Below are 17,181 nucleotides of genomic sequence, written 5' to 3'. Positions count from 1 at the left end.
CCGCGGCGGACCCGGCCGGGGCGGACCCGACCGGGCAGACCCGGCCGGGACGGGGTCCGGCCGGGACGGGCGGTGGCTACGGGAGTGCGGGGGCCCGTGGCGGTCAGCCGGTCACCGGGGTGAACCGGACCGGGAGGCTCTGCACGCCGCGGGTGAACACACCCTGCTCGACCGTGCGGAAGTCGTCGGCGAGGCGGACGTCCGGCATGGCGTCGAGGAGCTGGTTGACACCGATCTCCACCTCCGCCTTGGCGAGCAGCGCGCCGACGCAGAAGTGCCGGCCGAGCGCGAAGGCCAGGTGGTCGGCGGCGGCGGAGAAGGCCGTGGTGGTGGTCAGGTCCTCGCGGAAGATGTCGAACCGGTCCGGGTCGGCGTAACGGCGCTCGTCCCGGTTGGCGGCGCCTATCAGGCAGGTGACCGTGGCGCCGGCGGGCACGGTGCCGCCGCTGAGGGTGACCTCCGTCGCGGACTGCCGCATGATCATGTGGACCGGCGGGGTGTGGCGCAGGGTCTCGGCGAAGGCCCGGGGTATCAGCGAGCGGTCGGCGCGGACGGCGGCGAGCTGGTCGGGGTGGGCGAGCAGGTTCGCGAAGATGCCGGCGATGGCCTTGTCGGTGGTCTCGCCGCCGGCGGCCAGCAGCAGGCTGCAGAACGCCTTGATGTCCTCGTCGCTCATCCGCACGCCGTCGACCTCGGCGCTGCACAGCACGGACAGCAGGTCGTCGCCCGGGTTCTCGCGGCGCTCGCGGATGATCGGCAGCATGTACTCGGCGAACTCCACGCGGGTCCGCTCGCCGGCCGCCGTCACCTCGGGGTCGCCCGCCAGGTTGCCGAGGAAGGCGATGACGGCGGTGTACCAGCGGTGGAAGCGGGGGTGGTCGGCCTTGTCGAGGCCCAGCATGTCGGCGATGACGTTGACCGGGAAGCGTGTCGCGAAGTCGTCGACCAGGTCGGCCGAGCCCTTGTGGCGGAAGGCGTCGATCAGTTCACGGGAGTTGCGCTCGATGACCGGCAGGAACTTCTGCTCCAGGTCGCTGCCGCGGAAGGCGGGCGCGACCAGGGCGCGGCGCACGGCGTGCTCACGGCCGCTCATCTGCAGGATGGTCTTGCCGTGCACCGGCTCGAGCTGCCAGGCGTAGTTGTCGGTGGTGAACTCACCGGCCTTGTCCTTGAAGACGCGCTCGACGTCCTCGTAGCGCGAGACGACGTAGCTCTTGGTCGCCTCGTGCCAGAGGAGGGGCGCGGTCTCCCGCATCACGCGGTAGGCCGGATAGGGGTCGGCGGCGAACTCGGGCGAGAGGATGTCGGGCACCTGCTGGGCGGTGGACATGGGGCTCCCTGTGATCGTATTTCGTGTACTGCACAAGGTTATTGATCATCTGTCAGCAGCGACAGACCGCCCGTTGACCGGATCCGCTTGAACGCTGAACAGGCCGAAAATCGCCTCTCCCGCACGAGAGCCCTGCCGTCCGAAGGGACCGGCAGGGCTCTCGTGACCGTACGAGTGTCAGACGCTCCGCTCCGAGGAGGCCAGCCCGACGAATCCCGCCCACGCGTTACGCGAGACCGTGAGGACGGGGCCGGCGGCGGTCTTTGAGTCGCGGATGTGCACACCCGCTGTCGCGGCCGCGACCTCTACACAATCGCCGCCCTCGGTCCCGCTGTAGCTGCTCTTGTACCAGGTGAGACGGGAGGCGGCAGTTGAGGATTCAGAGTTGCTCATAGCGATCCCGGCACCCCTTCGATGATCTCCAGTGACTCACTCCGCCACGCCTGGGGTGTCCCGTACGGCACCGACGACCACGACGCGATCGTGCTGATCGCCGCCGAGCTGACGGCGAACGCCGTGCTGCACGGCAACGTCCCGGGCCGGGACTTCCACCTCCGTCTCGCGCTCCTCCCCACCGGGCCCCGATCCGCCGCCGTCCGCGTCGAGGTCACCGACACCCGGGGCGAGCGGGTCCCGCCCCGGCCGGGCGGGCCCCGGCCCGAGATCCCCGCCGTCGACGGAACCGGCCGGGGCCTCCTCCTGGCCGCCGCGCTCGCCGCCCGCTGGGACTGGCGCCCACGGCCGGACGGCCCGGGCAGCACGGTCTGGGCGGAGTACGAGATCGCGACCGTACCCGATGTACATCTGCTACATTTGTGACATGAGTGAACCGGTGATCGAATCCATGGCCGAGGTCCGAGGCCACCTCGCCGACGTCATCGACCGTGCCCGGCGCGAGGAGACCCCGACGATCATCACCCGGCGCGGAAAGCAGGAGGCCGTCGTGATCGACATCGAGGAGTACCAGCGGCTGCGCCGGATCGCCGAGGACGCCGAAGAAGCCTGGCTCAACCGGCTGGCCGACGAAGCCGAGTCCGAGGGCCTGGAGGGGTCGGTCTCGCTGGAGGAGATGGCCGCCATGCTCCGCACCGAACGGGACTGACCGCATGGGATACGTCACGCGCTTCACGCCGCACGCGCAGCGGGACATGCTCAAGATCCCGCGCCCCGACGCCCTGCGGATCTTGTATCGGCTCACCGAGTTGCAGAAGGCGATGGACGCCGGCGACACGGCGCCGTTCGACATCAAGGCCCTGCAGGGCCACAGCGCCCGGTGGCGGCTCAGGGTCGGTGACTACCGCGTCGTGTACACCGTGGAGGACGGTCGGCTGATCGTGTGGGTCCTGGCTCTCGGTAATCGGCGCGACGTCTACCGTCAGGTTCCCTGACGTGCCGTCCTGCGAACTCGGAGACCCGGGTACTCCCGAAGAGCGAGGGCTGCGGGCCTGAGGTCCGGCGTCACCCGCCTGAGAGTCGTATGAGGAAAATGCGGCGACGGGCCCCCACTTCCCGCGGTACGTTCCCCCTGTTCGAAGGGGGAGCCCGTGACCAAGCTGAACCAGATCATCGCGGTCGAGAAGGGTGTCAAGAGCAAGTCGCTCCAGGACATCAACGCCGCGCACGGCAGGGTGCAGAAGCCGGCGCTGCTGGCCGGTATCTCGCGCACCTACCAGCCGAAGGACGAGGAGGGCGAGCAGTTGCCGCCCGAGTCCACGCGGGTGCAGGTGCAGGCCGAGGACGTGCTGCGCGAGGTGTCCGCCTCGCTGACGCGGCTGTTCGACGTCACCGCGACGAAGGACTGGGCCAACTGCCTGGCCCGCGCGGACGTCACGGTCGACGGGCGGACGCTGGTCGCCGACGTCCCCGTCAGCTATCTGCTCTTCCTCGAGAAGCAGCTCGCCGAACTGCACGGCTTCGTCAAGAAGCTGCCGACGCTCGACGCCGCGGAGTCCTGGTCCCTCGACCCGTCCACGGACTGGTGGAAGACGGACCCGGTGCGGACGATCCGCACCAAGAAGGTGCCGCGCAACCACGTCAAGGCGGAGGCCACGGAGAAGCACCCGGCGCAGGTCGAGGTGTACTACGAGGACGTGCCGATCGGTTACTGGACCACCGTGAAGTTCTCCGGCGCCCTCCCGGCGCGGCGGGTGAACGAGCTGCTGGAGCGGGTCGAGAAGCTCCAGCAGGGCGTGAAGTTCGCCCGTGAGGAGGCCAACGGCGCCGAGGTCACCGACCAGCGGGTCGGCGACGCGGTGTTCGGCTACCTGTTCGGCTGACGCGCGGCGCGGCCACAGGTGGCATCCACGATCGCCCCCGCGTGCGAGCGCGGGGGTGCGCTACGGGGCGCGGGCCGGGTGAGGACCGGTTCGCGTCAGGAGCGCAAGCTGAAACTGAAGTTCAGCCTGAAGAGCGGTCGTCGCAGAGGCGGCCGCGGTCAATCTCAGACTCTCGCTCCAGTCTCAGCATCGCCGCCGATCGCCGGACCGAACGGGGACGGACGAACGCCGTCGGATGCGAGTTCGACTCTCGCCTGCGCCTCTCTTCACGGCGCGGTAGTTCAAAGGAAGAACACGACGGCATGATGACTGATCCGTCCTTTTGAACGCGGCCGGCGTGCGAATTGGGTGGCATCCCCAGGGGCCCGGGAGCTGGATACGACTCCCGGGCCCCGCCACGTCCGCGCCCCGCGAGAAGGCAGGGGCCCCTCACCCCCGACAACCCCCTTGCCCTGGCGTGCACTCCAACCCCTACCGTCCCCGGCATGGAGTTCACACGCACACTGGGACGCAGTGGTATCCAGGTCAGCGCGCTCGGGTTCGGGTGCTGGGCGATCGGCGGGGAGTGGCAGGACGGTGCCGGGCAGCCCCTCGGGTGGGGGAAGGTCGACGACGAGGAGTCGGTGCGGGCGATCCACCGTGCCCTCGACCTGGGCGTCACCTTCTTCGACACCGCCGACGTCTACGGCACCGGGCACAGCGAGTTGATCCTCGGCAGGGCGCTCGGCTCGCGGCGGGACGACGTCGTCGTCGCCACCAAGTGGGGAAACCTCTTCGACCCCGGCACCCGCACCGCCTCCGGCGCCGACGACTCCCCGGAGCACCTCCGCCGTGCCCTGACCGCCTCCCTGCGCCGGCTCGGTACCGACCACGTCGACCTCTACCAGCTGCATCTCGCCGACGCCGACCCCGGCCGGGCGGCCGTGCTGCGGGACGCGTGCGAGGAGTTGGTCGCGGAAGGGCTGATCCGGGCGTACGCCTGGAGCACCGACGACCCCGCCCGCGCCGCCGTCTTCGCCGAGGGGCCGCACTGCGCCGCCGTACAGCACGCACTCAACGTCCTCGACGACGCCCCCGAGATGCTCCTGCTCTGCGAGAAGGCCGGCCTCGCGTCCGTCAACCGCAGTCCCCTCGCCATGGGGCTGCTGACCGGCAAGCACCGCGGCGGCCGGCCGCTCGAGGCCGGGGACATCCGCAGCCGTCCGCCGGCCTGGCTGCGGGGGTTCGGTGACGGCAGCGGCGCCGAACCCGAGTGGCTGGCCCGGGTCGACGCGTTGCGGGACATCCTCACCAGCGGCGGCCGCACCCTCGCCCAGGGCGCCCTGGCCTGGCTGTGGGCGCGCAGCCCGCGCACCGTGCCCATCCCCGGCTTCCGCTCCGTCGCCCAGGCCGAGGAGAACGCCGGCGCGCTCGCCAAGGGGCCGTTGACCGAGCAGCAGATGGCAGAGGTGGAGGAGGTCCTGGGGAGGCGGGCCGCGTAAGACGTGCGGCAGCCGTTCCACCCGCCGGTGTGCACCCGCGGTCCCGCGCGGGCCCACCCCCAGCCGGCGGTGTGGAACGGCTGCCGCCTCCCCCCTGGATGTGGCCTGACGGAAGACCGCTGCCTCAACTGTGAAGCTTTGGTGCAGAGAAGTTGAGCATAGGTTCTCCACCGGCCGCAATGGGGCGGATGTGTTAATTCCGATTGTGGGGATCGCGGGCGCGACGGCGGTGCGGGACGCCTCAGCCCCGCCCCACGTACGGCATCCCCGTCGCCAGCACCGTCGCGAACTGCACGTTCGCCTCCAGCGGCAGCTCCGCCATGTGCCGCACCGTGCGCGCCACGTCCGCGACGTCCATCACCGGCTCCGGCGCGATCTCCCCGTTCGCCTGCGGCACCCCCGCCCGCATGCGCTCCGTCATCTCCGTCGCCGCGTTGCCGATGTCGATCTGGCCCACCGCGATCCGGTACGGACGCCCGTCCAGCGCGAGCGACTTGGTCAGGCCCGTCAGCGCGTGCTTCGTCGCCGTGTAGGCGACCGACCGGGGGCGCGGGACGTGCGCCGACACCGAGCCGTTGTTGATGATCCGGCCGCCCTGCGGGGTCTGCCCCTTCATCTGCCGGTACGCGGCCTGCGCGCACAGGAACGCCCCGTTGAGGTTGGTGTCCACCACGTGCCGCCACGCCTCGTACGGCAGTTCCTCCACCGGCACCCCGCCGGGCCCCGACGTACCGGCGTTGTTGAACAGCAGGTCCAGCCGCCCGAAGCGGTCGACCGCCGCCGCGAACAGCGCCTCCACGTCCCCCGGTCGTGACACGTCCGTCGGCACCAGCAAGGTCTCCCCGCCGGCGGCCCCCGCCGTCTCCTCCAGCGTCTCCGCCCTGCGTCCCGCCAGTACCACCGACCAGCCCCCGCGCAGCAGTTCGCGGGTCACCGCGCGTCCGATGCCGGAGCCCGCCCCGGTGACCACCGCGACCCCGGCCCGCCCGTCCCGTCCGTCCGTTTCCTTGGCGTTCATGGCACCGCAGCGTAGGCGAGGGTTCGCCATGCGGACCTCATACGACCGTCATCCGGATGCTGTGTACGCGTCAACGGCGCGTCGTCCCCGGCCACTGCAATTCCTCCCGCACCCACCCGTCCGCCAGGGGAGGACCCATGACGCAGGACCTCACGACGCCCCACGCCGCCCGCCCGTCCCACGCCCCCGAACTCCGCGCCGTCGCCCGCCACGTCGGCCGCCGCCGCTTCCTGACGGCCACCGGCGCCGCGGCCGCGCTCGCCTTCGCCGTCGGCGTGCCCGGCGCGGGCACCGCGGCCGCCGCCGAACTGGACACCGCGCGGCTCACCGACGACCCCTTCACCCTCGGCGTCGCCTCCGGCGACCCGCACCCCGACTCGGTGCTGCTGTGGACCCGCCTCGCGCCCGTCCCGTACCAGGCCGACGGCGGACTGCCCGCCCGCCGCGTCGCCGTCGAGTGGGAGATCGCCCTCGACGCCCGCTTCCGCAGCGTCGTCAGACGCGGCAGGGCCGACGCCCACCCGGAGTTCCACCACACCGTGCACGTCGAGGTGGGAGGGCTCGCCCCCGGCCGCGTCTACCACTACCGCTTCCGGGCCGGCCGCTTCGTCAGCCCTGTCGGCCGCACCCGCACCGCCCCCGCCCCGCGCAGCCGCGCCGCCGGGCTCACCTTCGGCGTCGTCTCCTGCCAGCGCTACGACCAGGGCTACTACACCGCCTACCGGCACCTCGCCCAGGAGGACCTCGACGTCGTCCTCCACCTCGGCGACTACCTCTACGAGTACGCCGTGAACGACGCCGGCGGCGCCCGCGCCTACCCGGCCGGCACGCTGCCCTCCGGCCTGTTCAACCGGGAGACCGTCACGCTGGAGGACTACCGGCTGCGGTACGCCCTCTACAAGTCCGACCCCGACCTCAGGGCCGCGCACGCCGCGCACCCCTTCGTCGTCACCTGGGACGACCACGAGACGGAGAACAACTACGCCGACGACACCCCGGAGAACAGCGTCCCGCCGGAGGAGTTCCTGCTGCGCCGGGCCGCCGCCTACCGCGCCTACTGGGAGAACATGCCGCTGCGCCGGCCGCAGCTCCCCGAGGGCCCCGACCTGAAGCTGTACCGCAGGCTGCACTGGGGCCGGCTCGCCCAGTTCGACGTGCTCGACACCCGGCAGTACCGCTCCGACCAGGCCTACGGCGACGGCTGGCAGTACCCGGGTCCCGAGTCCGAGGACCCCTCGCGCACCCTCACCGGCGCCGCCCAGGAGCGCTGGCTGCTCGACGGCTGGCGGCGCTCCGACGCGGTGTGGAACGTCGTGCCCCAGCAGGTCACGTTCGCCCAGCGGCTCGACACGCCCACCCCGCCCGCCAAGGTCTCCATGGACTCCTGGGACGGCTACCCGGCCTCCCGCGAGCGCGTCCTGGCCGGCGCGCAGGCCGCCGGCGTCGAGAACCTGATGGTCCTCACCGGCGACGTGCACGTCCACTACGGCTTCGACATCAAGCGGGACTTCGCCGACCCCGGCTCGAGGACCGTGGGCACCGAGATCGTCACCACCTCCGTCACCAGCGGAGGCAACGGGTCGGAGAAGCCCGCCAACCACGACAACCTGACCGCGGCCAATCCGCACATGCGGTTCTACAACGGCCTGCGCGGCTACACGACCGTCACCCTCGGCCGGGAGCGGGCGCGCGCCGACTTCAAGACGGTCTCCCACGTCACCACGCAGGGCGCGCCGCTCACCACCGCCGCCTCCTTCGTCACGGAGGCGGGAGATCCGGGGCTCAGGCCGGCGTGACCGCCGCGCCGTCCGCGTCCTCGCCCGGGTAGCGGACGCCGACGCGGTCCCGGATCGCGTCGAGCGTCCGCATCACGGCGAGGGTGCCGTCCAGCGGCACCACCGGCGACTCCGTCTCACCGGCCCGCAGCGCGCGCATCACCTCCGCCGCCTCGTGCTTGAGGCTCTCCCGGGGGCCGTCGGCCGGGTCGGCCGCGAACTCCTCGGCGTCCCGGCCGTCCCGGTGCAGCACGAACCGCTCCGGGAAGAAGAAGCCGTTCGGGATGTCGATGCGTCCCTCGGACCCGGTGACCGAGGCGGAGGTGGCCGTACCGCCCACGATGGAGCAGTGGACCGAGGCGAGGGCGCCGTTCTCCCAGGAGAGCAGCGCCCCCGTCTGGAGGTCGACGCCCTCCTCGGAGAGCGTCGCCCGCGCGACGATGTCCGACGGCTCGCCGAGCAGCAGGTGGGCGAACGACACCGGGTACACCCCGAGGTCCAGCAGCGCGCCGCCGCCGAGCGCGGGGTCACGCAGCCGGTGCGTGGCCGGGAACGGGCCCGCGAGACCGAAGTCCGCCTGCACGTGCCGCACTTCGCCGATCGCGCCGTCGGCGACCAGCGCCTTGAGGCGGCGCACCATGGGGTGGCAGTACATCCACATGGCCTCCATCAGGAAGCGTCCGCCGTCCCGCGCCAGCGCGACCAGCTCGGCGGCCTCGCGCGAGTTCAGCGTGAACGGCTTCTCGCACAGCACGTGCTGCCCGGCCTCCAGCATCATCCCGGCGGCCGCGCGGTGCGCCGAGTGCGGGGTGGCGACGTAGACGACGTCGAGGCCGTCGTCCGCCGCGAGCGCCTCCCAGTCGCCGTAGGCGCGCGGTATGCCGAAGCGGTCGGCGAAGGTCTTCGCGGACTCCACCGAGCGGGACGCCACCGCCACGACCTCGGCGTCGGGCATGTCCACCAGGTCCGCCGTGAACGTCGCGGCCATGCCGCCGGTCGCCAGAATGCCCCAGCGCGTCCTCTGTTCGGTCATTCGTCCCACCCTGTTCGTGTCTTCCGTCAACGCTTCGCTCACGGAGCTGCAATGGAAGCGCTCCCATGACATCGTCGTCGACGCCGAGCACTCCGTACGAGCTGAGAGCATAGGGAGCCAACGGCGTGAAAAGGGAGGGGCACATGCCCGAGGGTGGGGCGTCCATATCGAAATCGACTCATAACGGGACGCCGGGCGCGGGGGCGAGGGCTGTGGCCCCTCCGGGCGCGGCGGCGGCTCCGCCGGGACGGCACACCGGCGGCGGGGCGTCGCGGGCCGGTCTGCTGGTCACCTTCATCCTCGGCGGCCTGACCGCCGTGACGCCGCTGGCGATGGACATGTACCTCCCGGCCCTGCCGGAGGTCACCCGGTCGCTGAGCGCGCCCGCCGCGACCGTCCAGCTCACCCTCACCGCCTGTCTGGCCGGCATGGCGCTCGGGCAGCTCGTGGTCGGTCCGATGAGCGACCGCTATGGCCGGCGCCGGCCGCTGCTCGTCGGTCTCGTCATCTACGTCGTGGCCACCGCTCTCTGCGCCTTCGCGCCGACCGTGGAACTCCTCGTCGCCTGCCGGCTCGCGCAGGGCCTCGCGGGCGCGGCGGGCATCGTCATCGCGCGGGCGGTCGCCCGTGACCTGTACGACGGCGTCGCCCTGGCCCGCTTCTTCTCGACCCTCATGCTGATCTCCGGCATGGCGCCGATCCTGGCGCCGCTGATCGGCGGTCAGGTGCTGCGGTTCACCGACTGGCGGGGCGTCTTCGTCGTCCTCACGATCCTCGGCGTGCTGCTGACGGCGCTCGTGTGGACGAAGCTGCCCGAGACCCTGGACCCCGCCGACCGGCACGGCGGCAACGTCCGCGAGACCCTCGCGCCGATGCGCCGGCTGCTCGCCGACCGGGTCTTCACCGGCTACATGCTCGCCGGCGGCTTCGCCTTCGCCTCCCTCTTCTCGTACGTCGCCGCCTCCCCGTTCGTCATGCAGGAGATCTACGGCGCCTCCCCGCAGACCTTCAGCCTGCTGTTCGGGCTCAACTCGATCGGCCTGATGATCATGGGTCAGGTCAACGGGAAGATCCTGGTCGGGCGGGTCCGGCTGGACAAGGCGCTCGGTGCGGGGCTCGCCGTCGTCGTCGCCGCCGCCACGGCGCTGCTGCTGATGTCGCTGGGTGTGTTCGGTGAGACGGGCCTGGTGCCGGTCGCCGTGGCGCTGTTCGTGCTGATGTCGTCCATGGGCGTCGTCATGCCCAACACCCAGACGCTGCCGCTGATGCGCGCCCGGTACGCGGCCGGCTCCGCGTCCGCCCTGCTCGGCACGACGTCCTTCCTCATCGGCGCGATCGCCTCCCCGCTCGTCGGCATCGCCGGCGAGGACACCGCCGTCCCGATGGCCGTCGTCCAACTGGCCTCCGCCCTGGTGGCGACGGGCTGCTTCCTGGGAATGTGCCGCCCGTGGAAGACCGGGACGAGCACGAAGGGCGGGGGCGTCTGAGCACCCCGCGACTGCGCCGGGGCGCCCCGGAACGCGCCGGGCTGGACGCCGCGGAACTGCGACGGCTGGTCCAGGAGGTCCGCGCCCGCACCGAGGGGAGCCGCCCCTGGGCCGCGGGCGCGGTGGTCGTCGTCGGACGCGGTCCGGTGATCGCGGTGGAGGAGGCGGCGGGCTGGGCGGTGCGCTACGCCGGCCACGACGAGCAGGCGGACGCGCCGGTCGAACTCCCGCCGGAGCAGCGGGTGCCGACGACCGTGCACACCCCGTTCGACCTCGCCTCCGTCACCAAGCTGTTCACGTCGGTGGCCGCGGTGCAGCAGATCGAGCGGGGCACCCTGGGGCTCGACGCGCGCGTCGGCACGTACCTGCCGGACTTCACGGCCGCCGTACGGCACGGCATCACCGTGCGCCACCTGCTCACCCACACCTCCGGGCTCCGCCCCGAACTGCCGTTGCACGACTGCGCCGACGACGCGGAACGCCTGGCGCTGCTGCGCGCGGAACGGCCGGTCGCCGCGCCCGGCACGTACGGCTACTCCGACCTCAACATGCTGCTGCTCCAGCACGTCCTGGAGCGGCTCACCGGCCGCACCCTCGACGTCCTGGTGCGCGACGGCATCACCCGGCCGCTCGGCATGGACGCGACCGGCTTCGGGCCGTGCCCGTCGGCGGCCGCGACCGAGGACCAGCGGCGGCCCTGGGCCAAGGCGGACCGGGGGATGCTGCGGGGCGAGGTGCACGACGAGAACGCCTGGGCGCTGGGCGGCGTCGCCGGCCACGCCGGCCTCTTCTCCACGGCGGGAGACCTGGCGGTCTTCTGCCGCACCCTGCTGGCGGGCGGCTCCTACGGTCCGGCCCGCGTCCTCGGCCCGGACCACGTGGACCTGATGCTCCGCCCCCCGGGCCTCGGCTTCGCCGTCGACCAGCCGTACTTCATGGGCGCCCTGGCGGGCCACGGCGCGGCGGGCCACTCCGGCTTCACCGGCACGTCCCTGGTCCTCGACCGGGCCACGGACACCTTCGTCGTCCTCCTCGCCAACACGGTCCACCCCCGCCGCCCCACCCCACCCGACAGCACCCCGCGGGCGGAGGCGGCGACACGGGTGGCTCGGGCGGTGCGGGGGAGATGAGGGGCCGCCTCCGCGGGCGGCCGTCCCGGCAACGCCGCCGAATGCTTCAATGCCACGGTGATCACAAGCGTGTGCGCCATGGCGGCCGGCGGGCTGACGACGTGGCTGGTGGTGAGCCGGAGAGCACGGCGCCGCGACGAGCGGGCCGCACGGGGTGAGGTGATCGAGGTGCCGTGCATGCTGCGGCACCCCGCCCGCAGGGGCCGGTGGCTGCGGGGACGGATGGCGGTGGGACCGTCCACGGTCGCCTGGGAGCCGCGTACGAGGGCCGGGGCGGAGGCGCCTGTACCGAGCGCGTTGCGGCTGGTCGGCACGCGTGCGCCTTCGTGGCGCGAAGAACTGAGGGTGAACCCCCGCTGCACGATCGTCGCGTGCGACTCCTCCGTGGGCGCCGTCGAGATCGCCGTGATGCCGCACGACCTGGGGCACCTGCTCCTCGCCCTGGAGCGGACCGCGACGGGATGAGGACGCCGGGCACCGATGTGCGCCGGGTGCACTCGTGGGCCGGGGCGCCGCCGGCAGGGCGCTGACGGGCTTTCCGCCGCGTCCGCACGGACGAAAGGCCCGGGGCCTCCCCGGCTCGTGGGGCCTCCCCGGCTCGTGGGGCCTCCCCGGCCCGTGGGGCCTCCCCGGCCCGTGGGGCCGCGCGCGGCACGATCGCCCACGGAGGGGGTCGTAGAATCTCCGGGTGAACGCCCCCGCCCCCCTCGCCACCGCCGACTCCCTGCGTGCCGCCCTCGGTGGGCTGCTGGACGGGATTCCCGCGCGGCAGGCCGGTCAGGCCGTCGAGCGGCTGATCGGGCACTACCGGGGCGCCACCCCCACCGACGCCCCCATCCTGCGTGACCGCGCCGACGTGGCCGCGTACGCCGCGTACCGGATGCCCGCCACCTTCGAGGCGGTGCACTCGGCGCTGCGGGCCTTCGCCGACGCCGTGCCCGGGTGGGCGCCCGGGAGTCATGTCGACGTGGGCGGCGGGACCGGCGCGGCGGCGTGGGCGGTGAGCGCGACCTGGGACGGGGAGCGCCCGGTGACCGTGCTGGACTGGGCCGCGCCCGCGCTCGACCTCGGCCGTGAACTGGCCGCCGGTCACCCCGCCCTGCGCGGCGCCCGCTGGGAGCGCGCCCGGATCGGATCCGCGCTCACCCTGGAGCCGGCCGACCTCGTCACCGTGTCCTACGTGCTCAACGAACTCACCGCCGCCGACCGCGCCGCACTCGTCGACGCGGCCGCCGGCGCCGCGCGGGCCGTGGTGATCGTGGAGCCCGGCACCCCCGACGGCTACGCCCGCATGATCGAGGCCCGCGACCGTCTGGTCGCCGCCGGCTTCCAGGTGGCCGCGCCCTGCCCGCACAGCGCGTCCTGCCCGATCGTGCCCGGCGCCGACTGGTGCCATTTCTCCGCACGGGTCAGCCGCTCCTCGCTGCACCGCCAGATCAAGGGCGGCACCCTCGCCTACGAGGACGAGAAGTTCAGCTACGTCGCCGCGACCCGGCTGCCGGTCACCCCGGCCCCCGCCCGTGTCGTCCGCAAGCCCCAGATCCGCAAGGGCCAGGTCCTCCTCGACCTCTGCGAGACGGACCCGGCCCTGAACCGCACCACGGTCACCAAGCGCCACGGCGCCCTCTACCGCGCCGCCCGGGACACGGACTGGGGCGACCCCTGGCCGCCGCCGTCCGCGCAGGACTGACCCACCGTCACCCCTGCTCGCTCTTCCGCTCCTTCTCCGCGTCGCGCTGTTCCTGGAGCTTGCGCAGCAGCGCGCGCTTCTGGGCCCGGGGGTCCGTGCCGCCGCCGATGCGGCCGGCCGGGCCCCCGCCGCGCAGCGCCTTGCGGCCCAGGTGCTGCCGGGCGCCGCCGACGCCCAGCATGTTTCCGCCTCGAGCCATGAGGGGCTCCCTCCACACAGTCGACAGAAAGGAACGAGACGGTTCGTCTCGTGAATACCGCACCAGCGTCCGGCGAGACGCAGCGTCTTGTCAACCTGGTAAATTCGGACCATGGCCCAGAACCAGTCGTCCGCCCCCGACACCTCGCGCCGCAGCGAGCGGTCCCGTCGCGCCATCTACGACGCCGCCCTCGCCCTCGTCGCCGAGGTGGGGTACCCGAAGACCACCATCGAGGGGATCGCCTCCCGCGCCGGGGTCGGCAAGCAGACGATCTACCGCTGGTGGCCGTCGAAGGCGGACGTGCTGCTCGAGGCGTTCCTCGACCTCAGCGACCAGGCCGCAGACCAGGCCGCAGACCGGGCAGCAGACCGGGCCGCCGAGGCAGCGGGACGGAAGCCGTACTCCTTCCCCGACACCGGGGACCTCGCCGCCGACCTCAAGAACGTGCTGCGCGCGACGGTCGACGAGCTGGGCAATCCCGCCTTCGAGGCGCCCTCCCGCGCCCTGGCCGCCGAGGGCGTCGTCAACGAGGAGCTCGGCCGCCGCTTCGTCGCCCAGCTCCTGGAACCCCAGCTCCAGCTGTACGTCGACCGGCTGCGCGCCGCGCAGGAGAGCGGGGAGGTCCGCCCCGACGTCGATCCGCGCATCGCCCTGGAACTCTTCGTCTCACCGCTGGCCCAGCGCTGGCTCCAGTACACCGGCCCGATCACCCACGAGTACACCGACACCCTGGTCGACTACGCCCTGCACGGCCTCGCCCCCCGCTGACGCCGGCCCTCACCGCCCCGTCACCGAGCTGACCGGCCCCGGCACCCGCGTCCGGTACCGCGCCAGCCGTCCCGGCGCGTCCGTGAGGACGCCGTCGCAGCCGAGCGCGAGGGCGCGGTCGCGCTGGGCCGGGGTGACGACGGTGTGCGCCCACACCCGGGGGATCCCCGAGCGGACCGCCCGCTTCACATCCCCGTCCCGCGCCCGGATGTCGACGTCCAGCAGGTCGACGAAGGAGCGCCACCGCTCCGGCCGGTCGGTGCGCATCTGCTCGGCCGAGCGCCACAGCTGGGTCAGCAGCCCCAGCCGGTGCACCCGCTCCGCGACCAGGGGGTGGTTGGTGTTGACGAACACAGACCGGGTCAGCCCCCGCTCCCGGATCATCCCGGCCACCCGCTCAAGACCGGCCGGGTCCTTCAGCTCCAGCATCAGCAGGATCCTCCCGCCCAGCCGGTCCAGCACCTCCTCGACCGTCGGCGGCCGCTCCGACCGCCAGCTCCCCGGCAACCGGTCGCGCGGGCGCAGCCGCACCCCCTTCCACTCCTCCGCGTCCAGCTTCCGCACCTCCCCGCCCAGGAAGGTCGTACGGTCCAGGGTCGCGTCGTGGAAGACCACCGGCGTGCCGTCCCGCAGCACCCGGGTGTCGAAGTCCAGCACCTGCGCCGTACCGCGCCGGTACGCCGCCATCAGCCCCGACATGCTGTTCTCCGGCACCTCGCGCGCCCCGCCGCGATGCGCCACGTACGTCACCCGGGGCAGCGAGTCCGCCGTCAGCGGGCCGTCGCCCCACTCCAGCGGGGGCGAGCCGCCGTGCCCCGTGAGCGTCAGCGCGGCGAGGGACACCGCGGACACCAGGGCGGCCGGCGCCGACGTCGCGATCCACGTGATCATGGCGCCACGGTAGGCAGGCTCCTCGGGGCGGACCGTGCACCGACACCCGGTCCGCGGCCTCCCGGCGGATGTCCTGTTCGCCCCACCGGTCAGCTTGCGCCCGGTGCCGTCACCCTCGTCCCACCTGCGGTGATTAAGCGCTCCGGGCCCCGATGCGCACGATCGTGGGACCATAGGGCATGCTGGAGCGCACGACGGCGAGGCGAGGGGATAGATGAGCGCGGAGTTCGGCGGCCGGAGCGGCCGACAGGGCAAACTCTCCCAGTGGCTGCGAGGACGCCGCCCGAAGCAGGCCGCCGGTGACGGCGGCCGTGAAGCCCTGCTGCTCGCCGCCGCCGATGCGGGACTTCCCCTCGCGCCCGCGGCGCACCCGGCCGGCTACCGCTGTTCCTGCGACCGTGTGGGCTGTCCCACTCCCGCCCGCCACCCGGTGTCCTTCGCCTGGCAGACCCAGTCGACCACCGACCACGCCCAGATCGAGCGCTGGGCCCGCCACCAGCCGCAGGCCAACTTCATCACCGCCACGGGCATGGTGCACGACGTCCTCGACGTCCCCCTCGACGCGGGCCGCGAGGCCCTGGACCGCCTGCTGGAGGCCGGGGTCGAGGTCGGCCCGGTAGCCGAGAGCGACGACGGCCGCCTGCTGTTCTTCACCCTCACCCGGGGCACCCCCGAGGACGAGGACGAGTGGTGGCCCTGCGAGCTGGACTGCCATCCGGAGACCATGGACGAGCATCCCGGACTGCGCTGGCACTGCCGGGGCTCCTACGTCCTCGTCCCGCCCGCCCTTCTCCCCGGCGACGACGACCCGTCGGTCCGCTGGGTACGCGGCCCCGAGCATGCGCTGCCCGACCCGCTCAGCCTGCTGGAGTACCTCACGGACGCCTGCGCCCGGTACGCCGGCGACCAGCCGGGCCCCGCGGAAGCCGCCTGGCCCCTGCGCCACTGAACGCCTCCGGCCGTCACGCCGGTCACCCGGCGCCGTCCGTCCGCCGCTACTCGCCCTTCGCGGACGTCAGCCCCTGGATCCGCCCCAGCACCTCCACCGGCCCGTCCGCCGGGTCCAGCGCCACCTCGTTCGAGACGAACTCCATCGTCAGCGACTGACGTATCTCCCCGGTGGTCAGCGCCAGCACGTCCTCGTTCGGCGTCGGCACCGTCGCCCCGGCCGCCGCCGTCTGCTTCTCGAAGTGCCGCGTCGTGAAGAACACCAGCGCCCCGCCGTCCGCCGTGCGCAGGGCCAGCGGCGCGTAGTCGCCGTTCACCAGCGGCTCGTCGATGTACTGCGTGGCCAGACCCGGCCGCACCGACTTCTTCTTCCGGGCGTCCCGCCACCCGGTGGTGTGTGGGCCCTCCGCGAAACCGTCCCCGCCGTCCTTCAGGTAGGTGGCGTACTGCCGGCTCAACTCACCCGGCGCGACCGCGACATCGGTGGAGTTGGCCGGGACGGTCTCGGCCCAGCCGTCCTCGTCCGTCTTGAACTCCGGTACGTCGTCCGGGGAGACCAGCGTCAGATACGCCGCCTCCCACGGGTCGTCCAGCGCGTCGCGGGTGAACACCAGCAGCCAGCGGACGTCACCGCCCTTGTTGGCGGCCGTGTCGGCGAGGAACCAGCGCGGCCAGCCCGCCTTGGCGGGGATGGTGAACTTCGCGTCGGTCAGCTCCAGCGGCGCGTGGTTCGGGTTGCCGTCCGGGTTGTTGACCTTGCCCGCCTTGAGCCGGGCCCCGTCGATGTCGGCGAGCGCGCCGGTGGTGCGGTCGGCGTCCAGGGAGGAGTCGTACGCCTTGTCGGCGGCGTTGTACGCGGCGGTGAACTCCTCGAGCGCCTCGGCGGCTTCGGCCCGCGTGGTCGCCGGGAGCACCTCGCGCTCGCCGTGCACCACCACACAGCCGCTCGCCGTCAGCGACAGCGCGGTCAAGGAGGCCGCGACCAGCGCGGTACGGCGGGGCCCGCGGAGTCCGTGGAGTCCGTGGAGCCTACGAAGACCGAGATCCCTGCTCATCCGGTTGCTTCACCTTCCCCTTCCCGGAGGCGAACCCTACCGGGACGCCCGCACCGCCGGACGCGGGGACCGGTCACAGCGGCCACACCGTGACCTGGAC

19 protein-coding genes, 1 tRNA gene and 1 pseudogene are annotated in these 17,181 nt (G+C 72.9%); 13 read left to right on the top strand and 8 right to left on the bottom strand.

All coding sequences use genetic code 11. The features are described 5' to 3' along the window. Positions 1-103: 103 nt before the first annotated feature. Both ACF1AG_RS01730 and ACF1AG_RS01725 read right to left on the bottom strand, forming a co-directional pair. Positions 104-1,330, bottom strand: coding sequence for a cytochrome P450 (locus ACF1AG_RS01730; RefSeq protein WP_391809184.1), 1,227 nt, complete (start codon positions 1,328-1,330; stop codon positions 104-106). Between the two features lie 177 nt (positions 1,331-1,507). Further along, positions 1,508-1,723 carry a DUF397 domain-containing protein gene (locus ACF1AG_RS01725; protein ID WP_391809183.1) on the bottom strand — a complete coding sequence of 72 codons (216 nt, stop codon included), beginning with the start codon at positions 1,721-1,723 and terminating at the stop codon, positions 1,508-1,510. A 21-nt stretch (positions 1,724-1,744) separates the two neighbouring features. Between ACF1AG_RS01725 and ACF1AG_RS01720 the strand changes: the two genes are divergently transcribed. From ACF1AG_RS01720 to ACF1AG_RS01695, 6 genes are all read left to right on the top strand, one after another. Then, the gene (locus ACF1AG_RS01720; RefSeq protein ID WP_391809182.1) at positions 1,745-2,149 is read left to right on the top strand and encodes an ATP-binding protein; all 405 of its coding nucleotides are present in this window, start codon (positions 1,745-1,747) and stop codon (positions 2,147-2,149) included. A gap of 1 nt (position 2,150) precedes the next feature. After that, entirely contained in the window at positions 2,151-2,432 is a 282-nt protein-coding gene (locus tag ACF1AG_RS01715; RefSeq protein ID WP_391809181.1) for a type II toxin-antitoxin system Phd/YefM family antitoxin, read from the top strand. A 4-nt stretch (positions 2,433-2,436) separates the two neighbouring features. Continuing rightward, complete coding sequence (locus ACF1AG_RS01710) at positions 2,437-2,718, top strand: type II toxin-antitoxin system RelE/ParE family toxin (RefSeq protein WP_391809180.1); 282 nt, start codon at positions 2,437-2,439, stop codon at positions 2,716-2,718. Between the two features lie 156 nt (positions 2,719-2,874). After that, positions 2,875-3,606, top strand: coding sequence for a hypothetical protein (locus tag ACF1AG_RS01705; RefSeq protein WP_391809179.1), 732 nt, complete (start codon positions 2,875-2,877; stop codon positions 3,604-3,606). Between the two features lie 139 nt (positions 3,607-3,745). Further along, a tRNA-OTHER gene (locus ACF1AG_RS01700) sits at positions 3,746-3,868 on the top strand. A gap of 223 nt (positions 3,869-4,091) precedes the next feature. Next, entirely contained in the window at positions 4,092-5,087 is a 996-nt protein-coding gene (locus tag ACF1AG_RS01695; RefSeq protein WP_359601774.1) for an aldo/keto reductase, read from the top strand. A gap of 241 nt (positions 5,088-5,328) precedes the next feature. Here the strand turns inward: ACF1AG_RS01695 and ACF1AG_RS01690 are convergent, their stop codons facing one another. Continuing rightward, positions 5,329-6,105, bottom strand: a complete 777-nt coding sequence (locus tag ACF1AG_RS01690) for an SDR family oxidoreductase (RefSeq protein ID WP_359601773.1) — start codon at positions 6,103-6,105, stop codon at positions 5,329-5,331. A 137-nt stretch (positions 6,106-6,242) separates the two neighbouring features. Here ACF1AG_RS01690 and ACF1AG_RS01685 point away from each other — a divergent pair, with 137 nt between their 5' ends. Then, positions 6,243-7,901, top strand: a complete 1,659-nt coding sequence (locus ACF1AG_RS01685) for an alkaline phosphatase D family protein (protein ID WP_359601772.1) — start codon at positions 6,243-6,245, stop codon at positions 7,899-7,901. Here the strand turns inward: ACF1AG_RS01685 and ACF1AG_RS01680 are convergent. Then, a complete protein-coding gene (locus tag ACF1AG_RS01680) occupies positions 7,888-8,913 on the bottom strand; it encodes a Gfo/Idh/MocA family oxidoreductase (protein ID WP_359601771.1) in 1,026 nt (341 codons plus the stop codon). The two genes, ACF1AG_RS01685 and ACF1AG_RS01680, sit on opposite strands and share 14 nt — an antisense overlap. A gap of 143 nt (positions 8,914-9,056) precedes the next feature. On the opposite strand from ACF1AG_RS01680, the gene ACF1AG_RS01675 reads away from it, so the two are divergent. The 4 genes from ACF1AG_RS01675 to ACF1AG_RS01660 all read left to right on the top strand — a co-directional run bounded on the left by ACF1AG_RS01675 (position 9,057) and on the right by ACF1AG_RS01660 (position 13,220). Further along, positions 9,057-10,400: a multidrug effflux MFS transporter gene (locus ACF1AG_RS01675; protein ID WP_387794656.1), complete on the top strand. Its 1,344-nt coding sequence runs from the start codon at positions 9,057-9,059 to the stop codon at positions 10,398-10,400. Further along, a complete protein-coding gene (locus ACF1AG_RS01670) occupies positions 10,361-11,530 on the top strand; it encodes a serine hydrolase domain-containing protein (protein ID WP_391809178.1) in 1,170 nt (389 codons plus the stop codon). Before ACF1AG_RS01675 ends, ACF1AG_RS01670 begins: the two co-directional genes overlap by 40 nt. Positions 11,531-11,587: 57 nt before the next feature. Beyond that, a complete protein-coding gene (locus tag ACF1AG_RS01665; protein ID WP_391809177.1) occupies positions 11,588-11,995 on the top strand; it encodes a hypothetical protein in 408 nt (135 codons plus the stop codon). Positions 11,996-12,218: 223 nt separating this feature from the next. Further along, positions 12,219-13,220, top strand: a complete 1,002-nt coding sequence (locus tag ACF1AG_RS01660) for a small ribosomal subunit Rsm22 family protein (RefSeq protein ID WP_359601767.1) — start codon at positions 12,219-12,221, stop codon at positions 13,218-13,220. A gap of 7 nt (positions 13,221-13,227) precedes the next feature. Here the strand turns inward: ACF1AG_RS01660 and ACF1AG_RS01655 are convergent, their stop codons facing one another. Next, positions 13,228-13,419 carry a DUF6243 family protein gene (locus tag ACF1AG_RS01655; protein ID WP_359601766.1) on the bottom strand — a complete coding sequence of 64 codons (192 nt, stop codon included), beginning with the start codon at positions 13,417-13,419 and terminating at the stop codon, positions 13,228-13,230. A 111-nt stretch (positions 13,420-13,530) separates the two neighbouring features. Between ACF1AG_RS01655 and ACF1AG_RS01650 the strand changes: the two genes are divergently transcribed. Continuing rightward, positions 13,531-14,187, top strand: a complete 657-nt coding sequence (locus ACF1AG_RS01650; RefSeq protein WP_391809176.1) for a TetR/AcrR family transcriptional regulator — start codon at positions 13,531-13,533, stop codon at positions 14,185-14,187. Between the two features lie 9 nt (positions 14,188-14,196). Here ACF1AG_RS01650 and ACF1AG_RS01645 read toward each other — a convergent pair whose 3' ends face one another. Continuing rightward, positions 14,197-15,078, bottom strand: coding sequence for a glycerophosphodiester phosphodiesterase (locus ACF1AG_RS01645; RefSeq protein WP_387794658.1), 882 nt, complete (start codon positions 15,076-15,078; stop codon positions 14,197-14,199). A gap of 214 nt (positions 15,079-15,292) precedes the next feature. On the opposite strand from ACF1AG_RS01645, the gene ACF1AG_RS01640 reads away from it, so the two are divergent. Next, positions 15,293-16,027 carry a bifunctional DNA primase/polymerase gene (locus tag ACF1AG_RS01640; RefSeq protein WP_359601763.1) on the top strand — a complete coding sequence of 245 codons (735 nt, stop codon included), beginning with the start codon at positions 15,293-15,295 and terminating at the stop codon, positions 16,025-16,027. A 46-nt stretch (positions 16,028-16,073) separates the two neighbouring features. Here the strand turns inward: ACF1AG_RS01640 and ACF1AG_RS01635 are convergent, their stop codons facing one another. Continuing rightward, positions 16,074-17,081, bottom strand: coding sequence for a hypothetical protein (locus ACF1AG_RS01635; RefSeq protein ID WP_359601762.1), 1,008 nt, complete (start codon positions 17,079-17,081; stop codon positions 16,074-16,076). Next, positions 17,056-17,181, bottom strand: a pseudogene (locus ACF1AG_RS01630) (iron transporter); the annotation flags it as partial. The pseudogene ACF1AG_RS01630 and the gene ACF1AG_RS01635, both read right to left, overlap by 26 nt.

The sequence above is a fragment of the Streptomyces sp. NPDC014764 genome, from assembly GCF_043082785.1.
In the GTDB taxonomy this organism is placed as follows: domain Bacteria; phylum Actinomycetota; class Actinomycetes; order Streptomycetales; family Streptomycetaceae; genus Streptomyces; species Streptomyces althioticus.
This window is presented reverse-complemented; position numbering and strand designations above follow the sequence as displayed.

What these genes read in the sequence shown, in the direction of transcription:
- ACF1AG_RS01730 (WP_391809184.1), bottom strand. Translation starts at nt 1,330, where the DNA reads ATGTCCACCGCCCAGCAGGTGCCCGACATCCTCTCGCCCGAGTTCGCC.
- ACF1AG_RS01725 (WP_391809183.1), bottom strand. Translation starts at nt 1,723, where the DNA reads ATGAGCAACTCTGAATCCTCAACTGCCGCCTCCCGTCTCACCTGGTAC.
- ACF1AG_RS01720 (WP_391809182.1), top strand. Translation starts at nt 1,745, where the DNA reads ATGATCTCCAGTGACTCACTCCGCCACGCCTGGGGTGTCCCGTACGGC.
- ACF1AG_RS01715 (WP_391809181.1), top strand. Translation starts at nt 2,151, where the DNA reads ATGAGTGAACCGGTGATCGAATCCATGGCCGAGGTCCGAGGCCACCTC.
- ACF1AG_RS01710 (WP_391809180.1), top strand. Translation starts at nt 2,437, where the DNA reads ATGGGATACGTCACGCGCTTCACGCCGCACGCGCAGCGGGACATGCTC.
- ACF1AG_RS01695 (WP_359601774.1), top strand. Translation starts at nt 4,092, where the DNA reads ATGGAGTTCACACGCACACTGGGACGCAGTGGTATCCAGGTCAGCGCG.
- ACF1AG_RS01690 (WP_359601773.1), bottom strand. Translation starts at nt 6,105, where the DNA reads ATGAACGCCAAGGAAACGGACGGACGGGACGGGCGGGCCGGGGTCGCG.
- ACF1AG_RS01685 (WP_359601772.1), top strand. Translation starts at nt 6,243, where the DNA reads ATGACGCAGGACCTCACGACGCCCCACGCCGCCCGCCCGTCCCACGCC.
- ACF1AG_RS01680 (WP_359601771.1), bottom strand. Translation starts at nt 8,913, where the DNA reads ATGACCGAACAGAGGACGCGCTGGGGCATTCTGGCGACCGGCGGCATG.
- ACF1AG_RS01675 (WP_387794656.1), top strand. Translation starts at nt 9,057, where the DNA reads ATGCCCGAGGGTGGGGCGTCCATATCGAAATCGACTCATAACGGGACG.
- ACF1AG_RS01655 (WP_359601766.1), bottom strand. Translation starts at nt 13,419, where the DNA reads ATGGCTCGAGGCGGAAACATGCTGGGCGTCGGCGGCGCCCGGCAGCAC.
- ACF1AG_RS01650 (WP_391809176.1), top strand. Translation starts at nt 13,531, where the DNA reads ATGGCCCAGAACCAGTCGTCCGCCCCCGACACCTCGCGCCGCAGCGAG.
- ACF1AG_RS01645 (WP_387794658.1), bottom strand. Translation starts at nt 15,078, where the DNA reads ATGATCACGTGGATCGCGACGTCGGCGCCGGCCGCCCTGGTGTCCGCG.
- ACF1AG_RS01640 (WP_359601763.1), top strand. Translation starts at nt 15,293, where the DNA reads ATGAGCGCGGAGTTCGGCGGCCGGAGCGGCCGACAGGGCAAACTCTCC.
- ACF1AG_RS01635 (WP_359601762.1), bottom strand. Translation starts at nt 17,081, where the DNA reads ATGAGCAGGGATCTCGGTCTTCGTAGGCTCCACGGACTCCACGGACTC.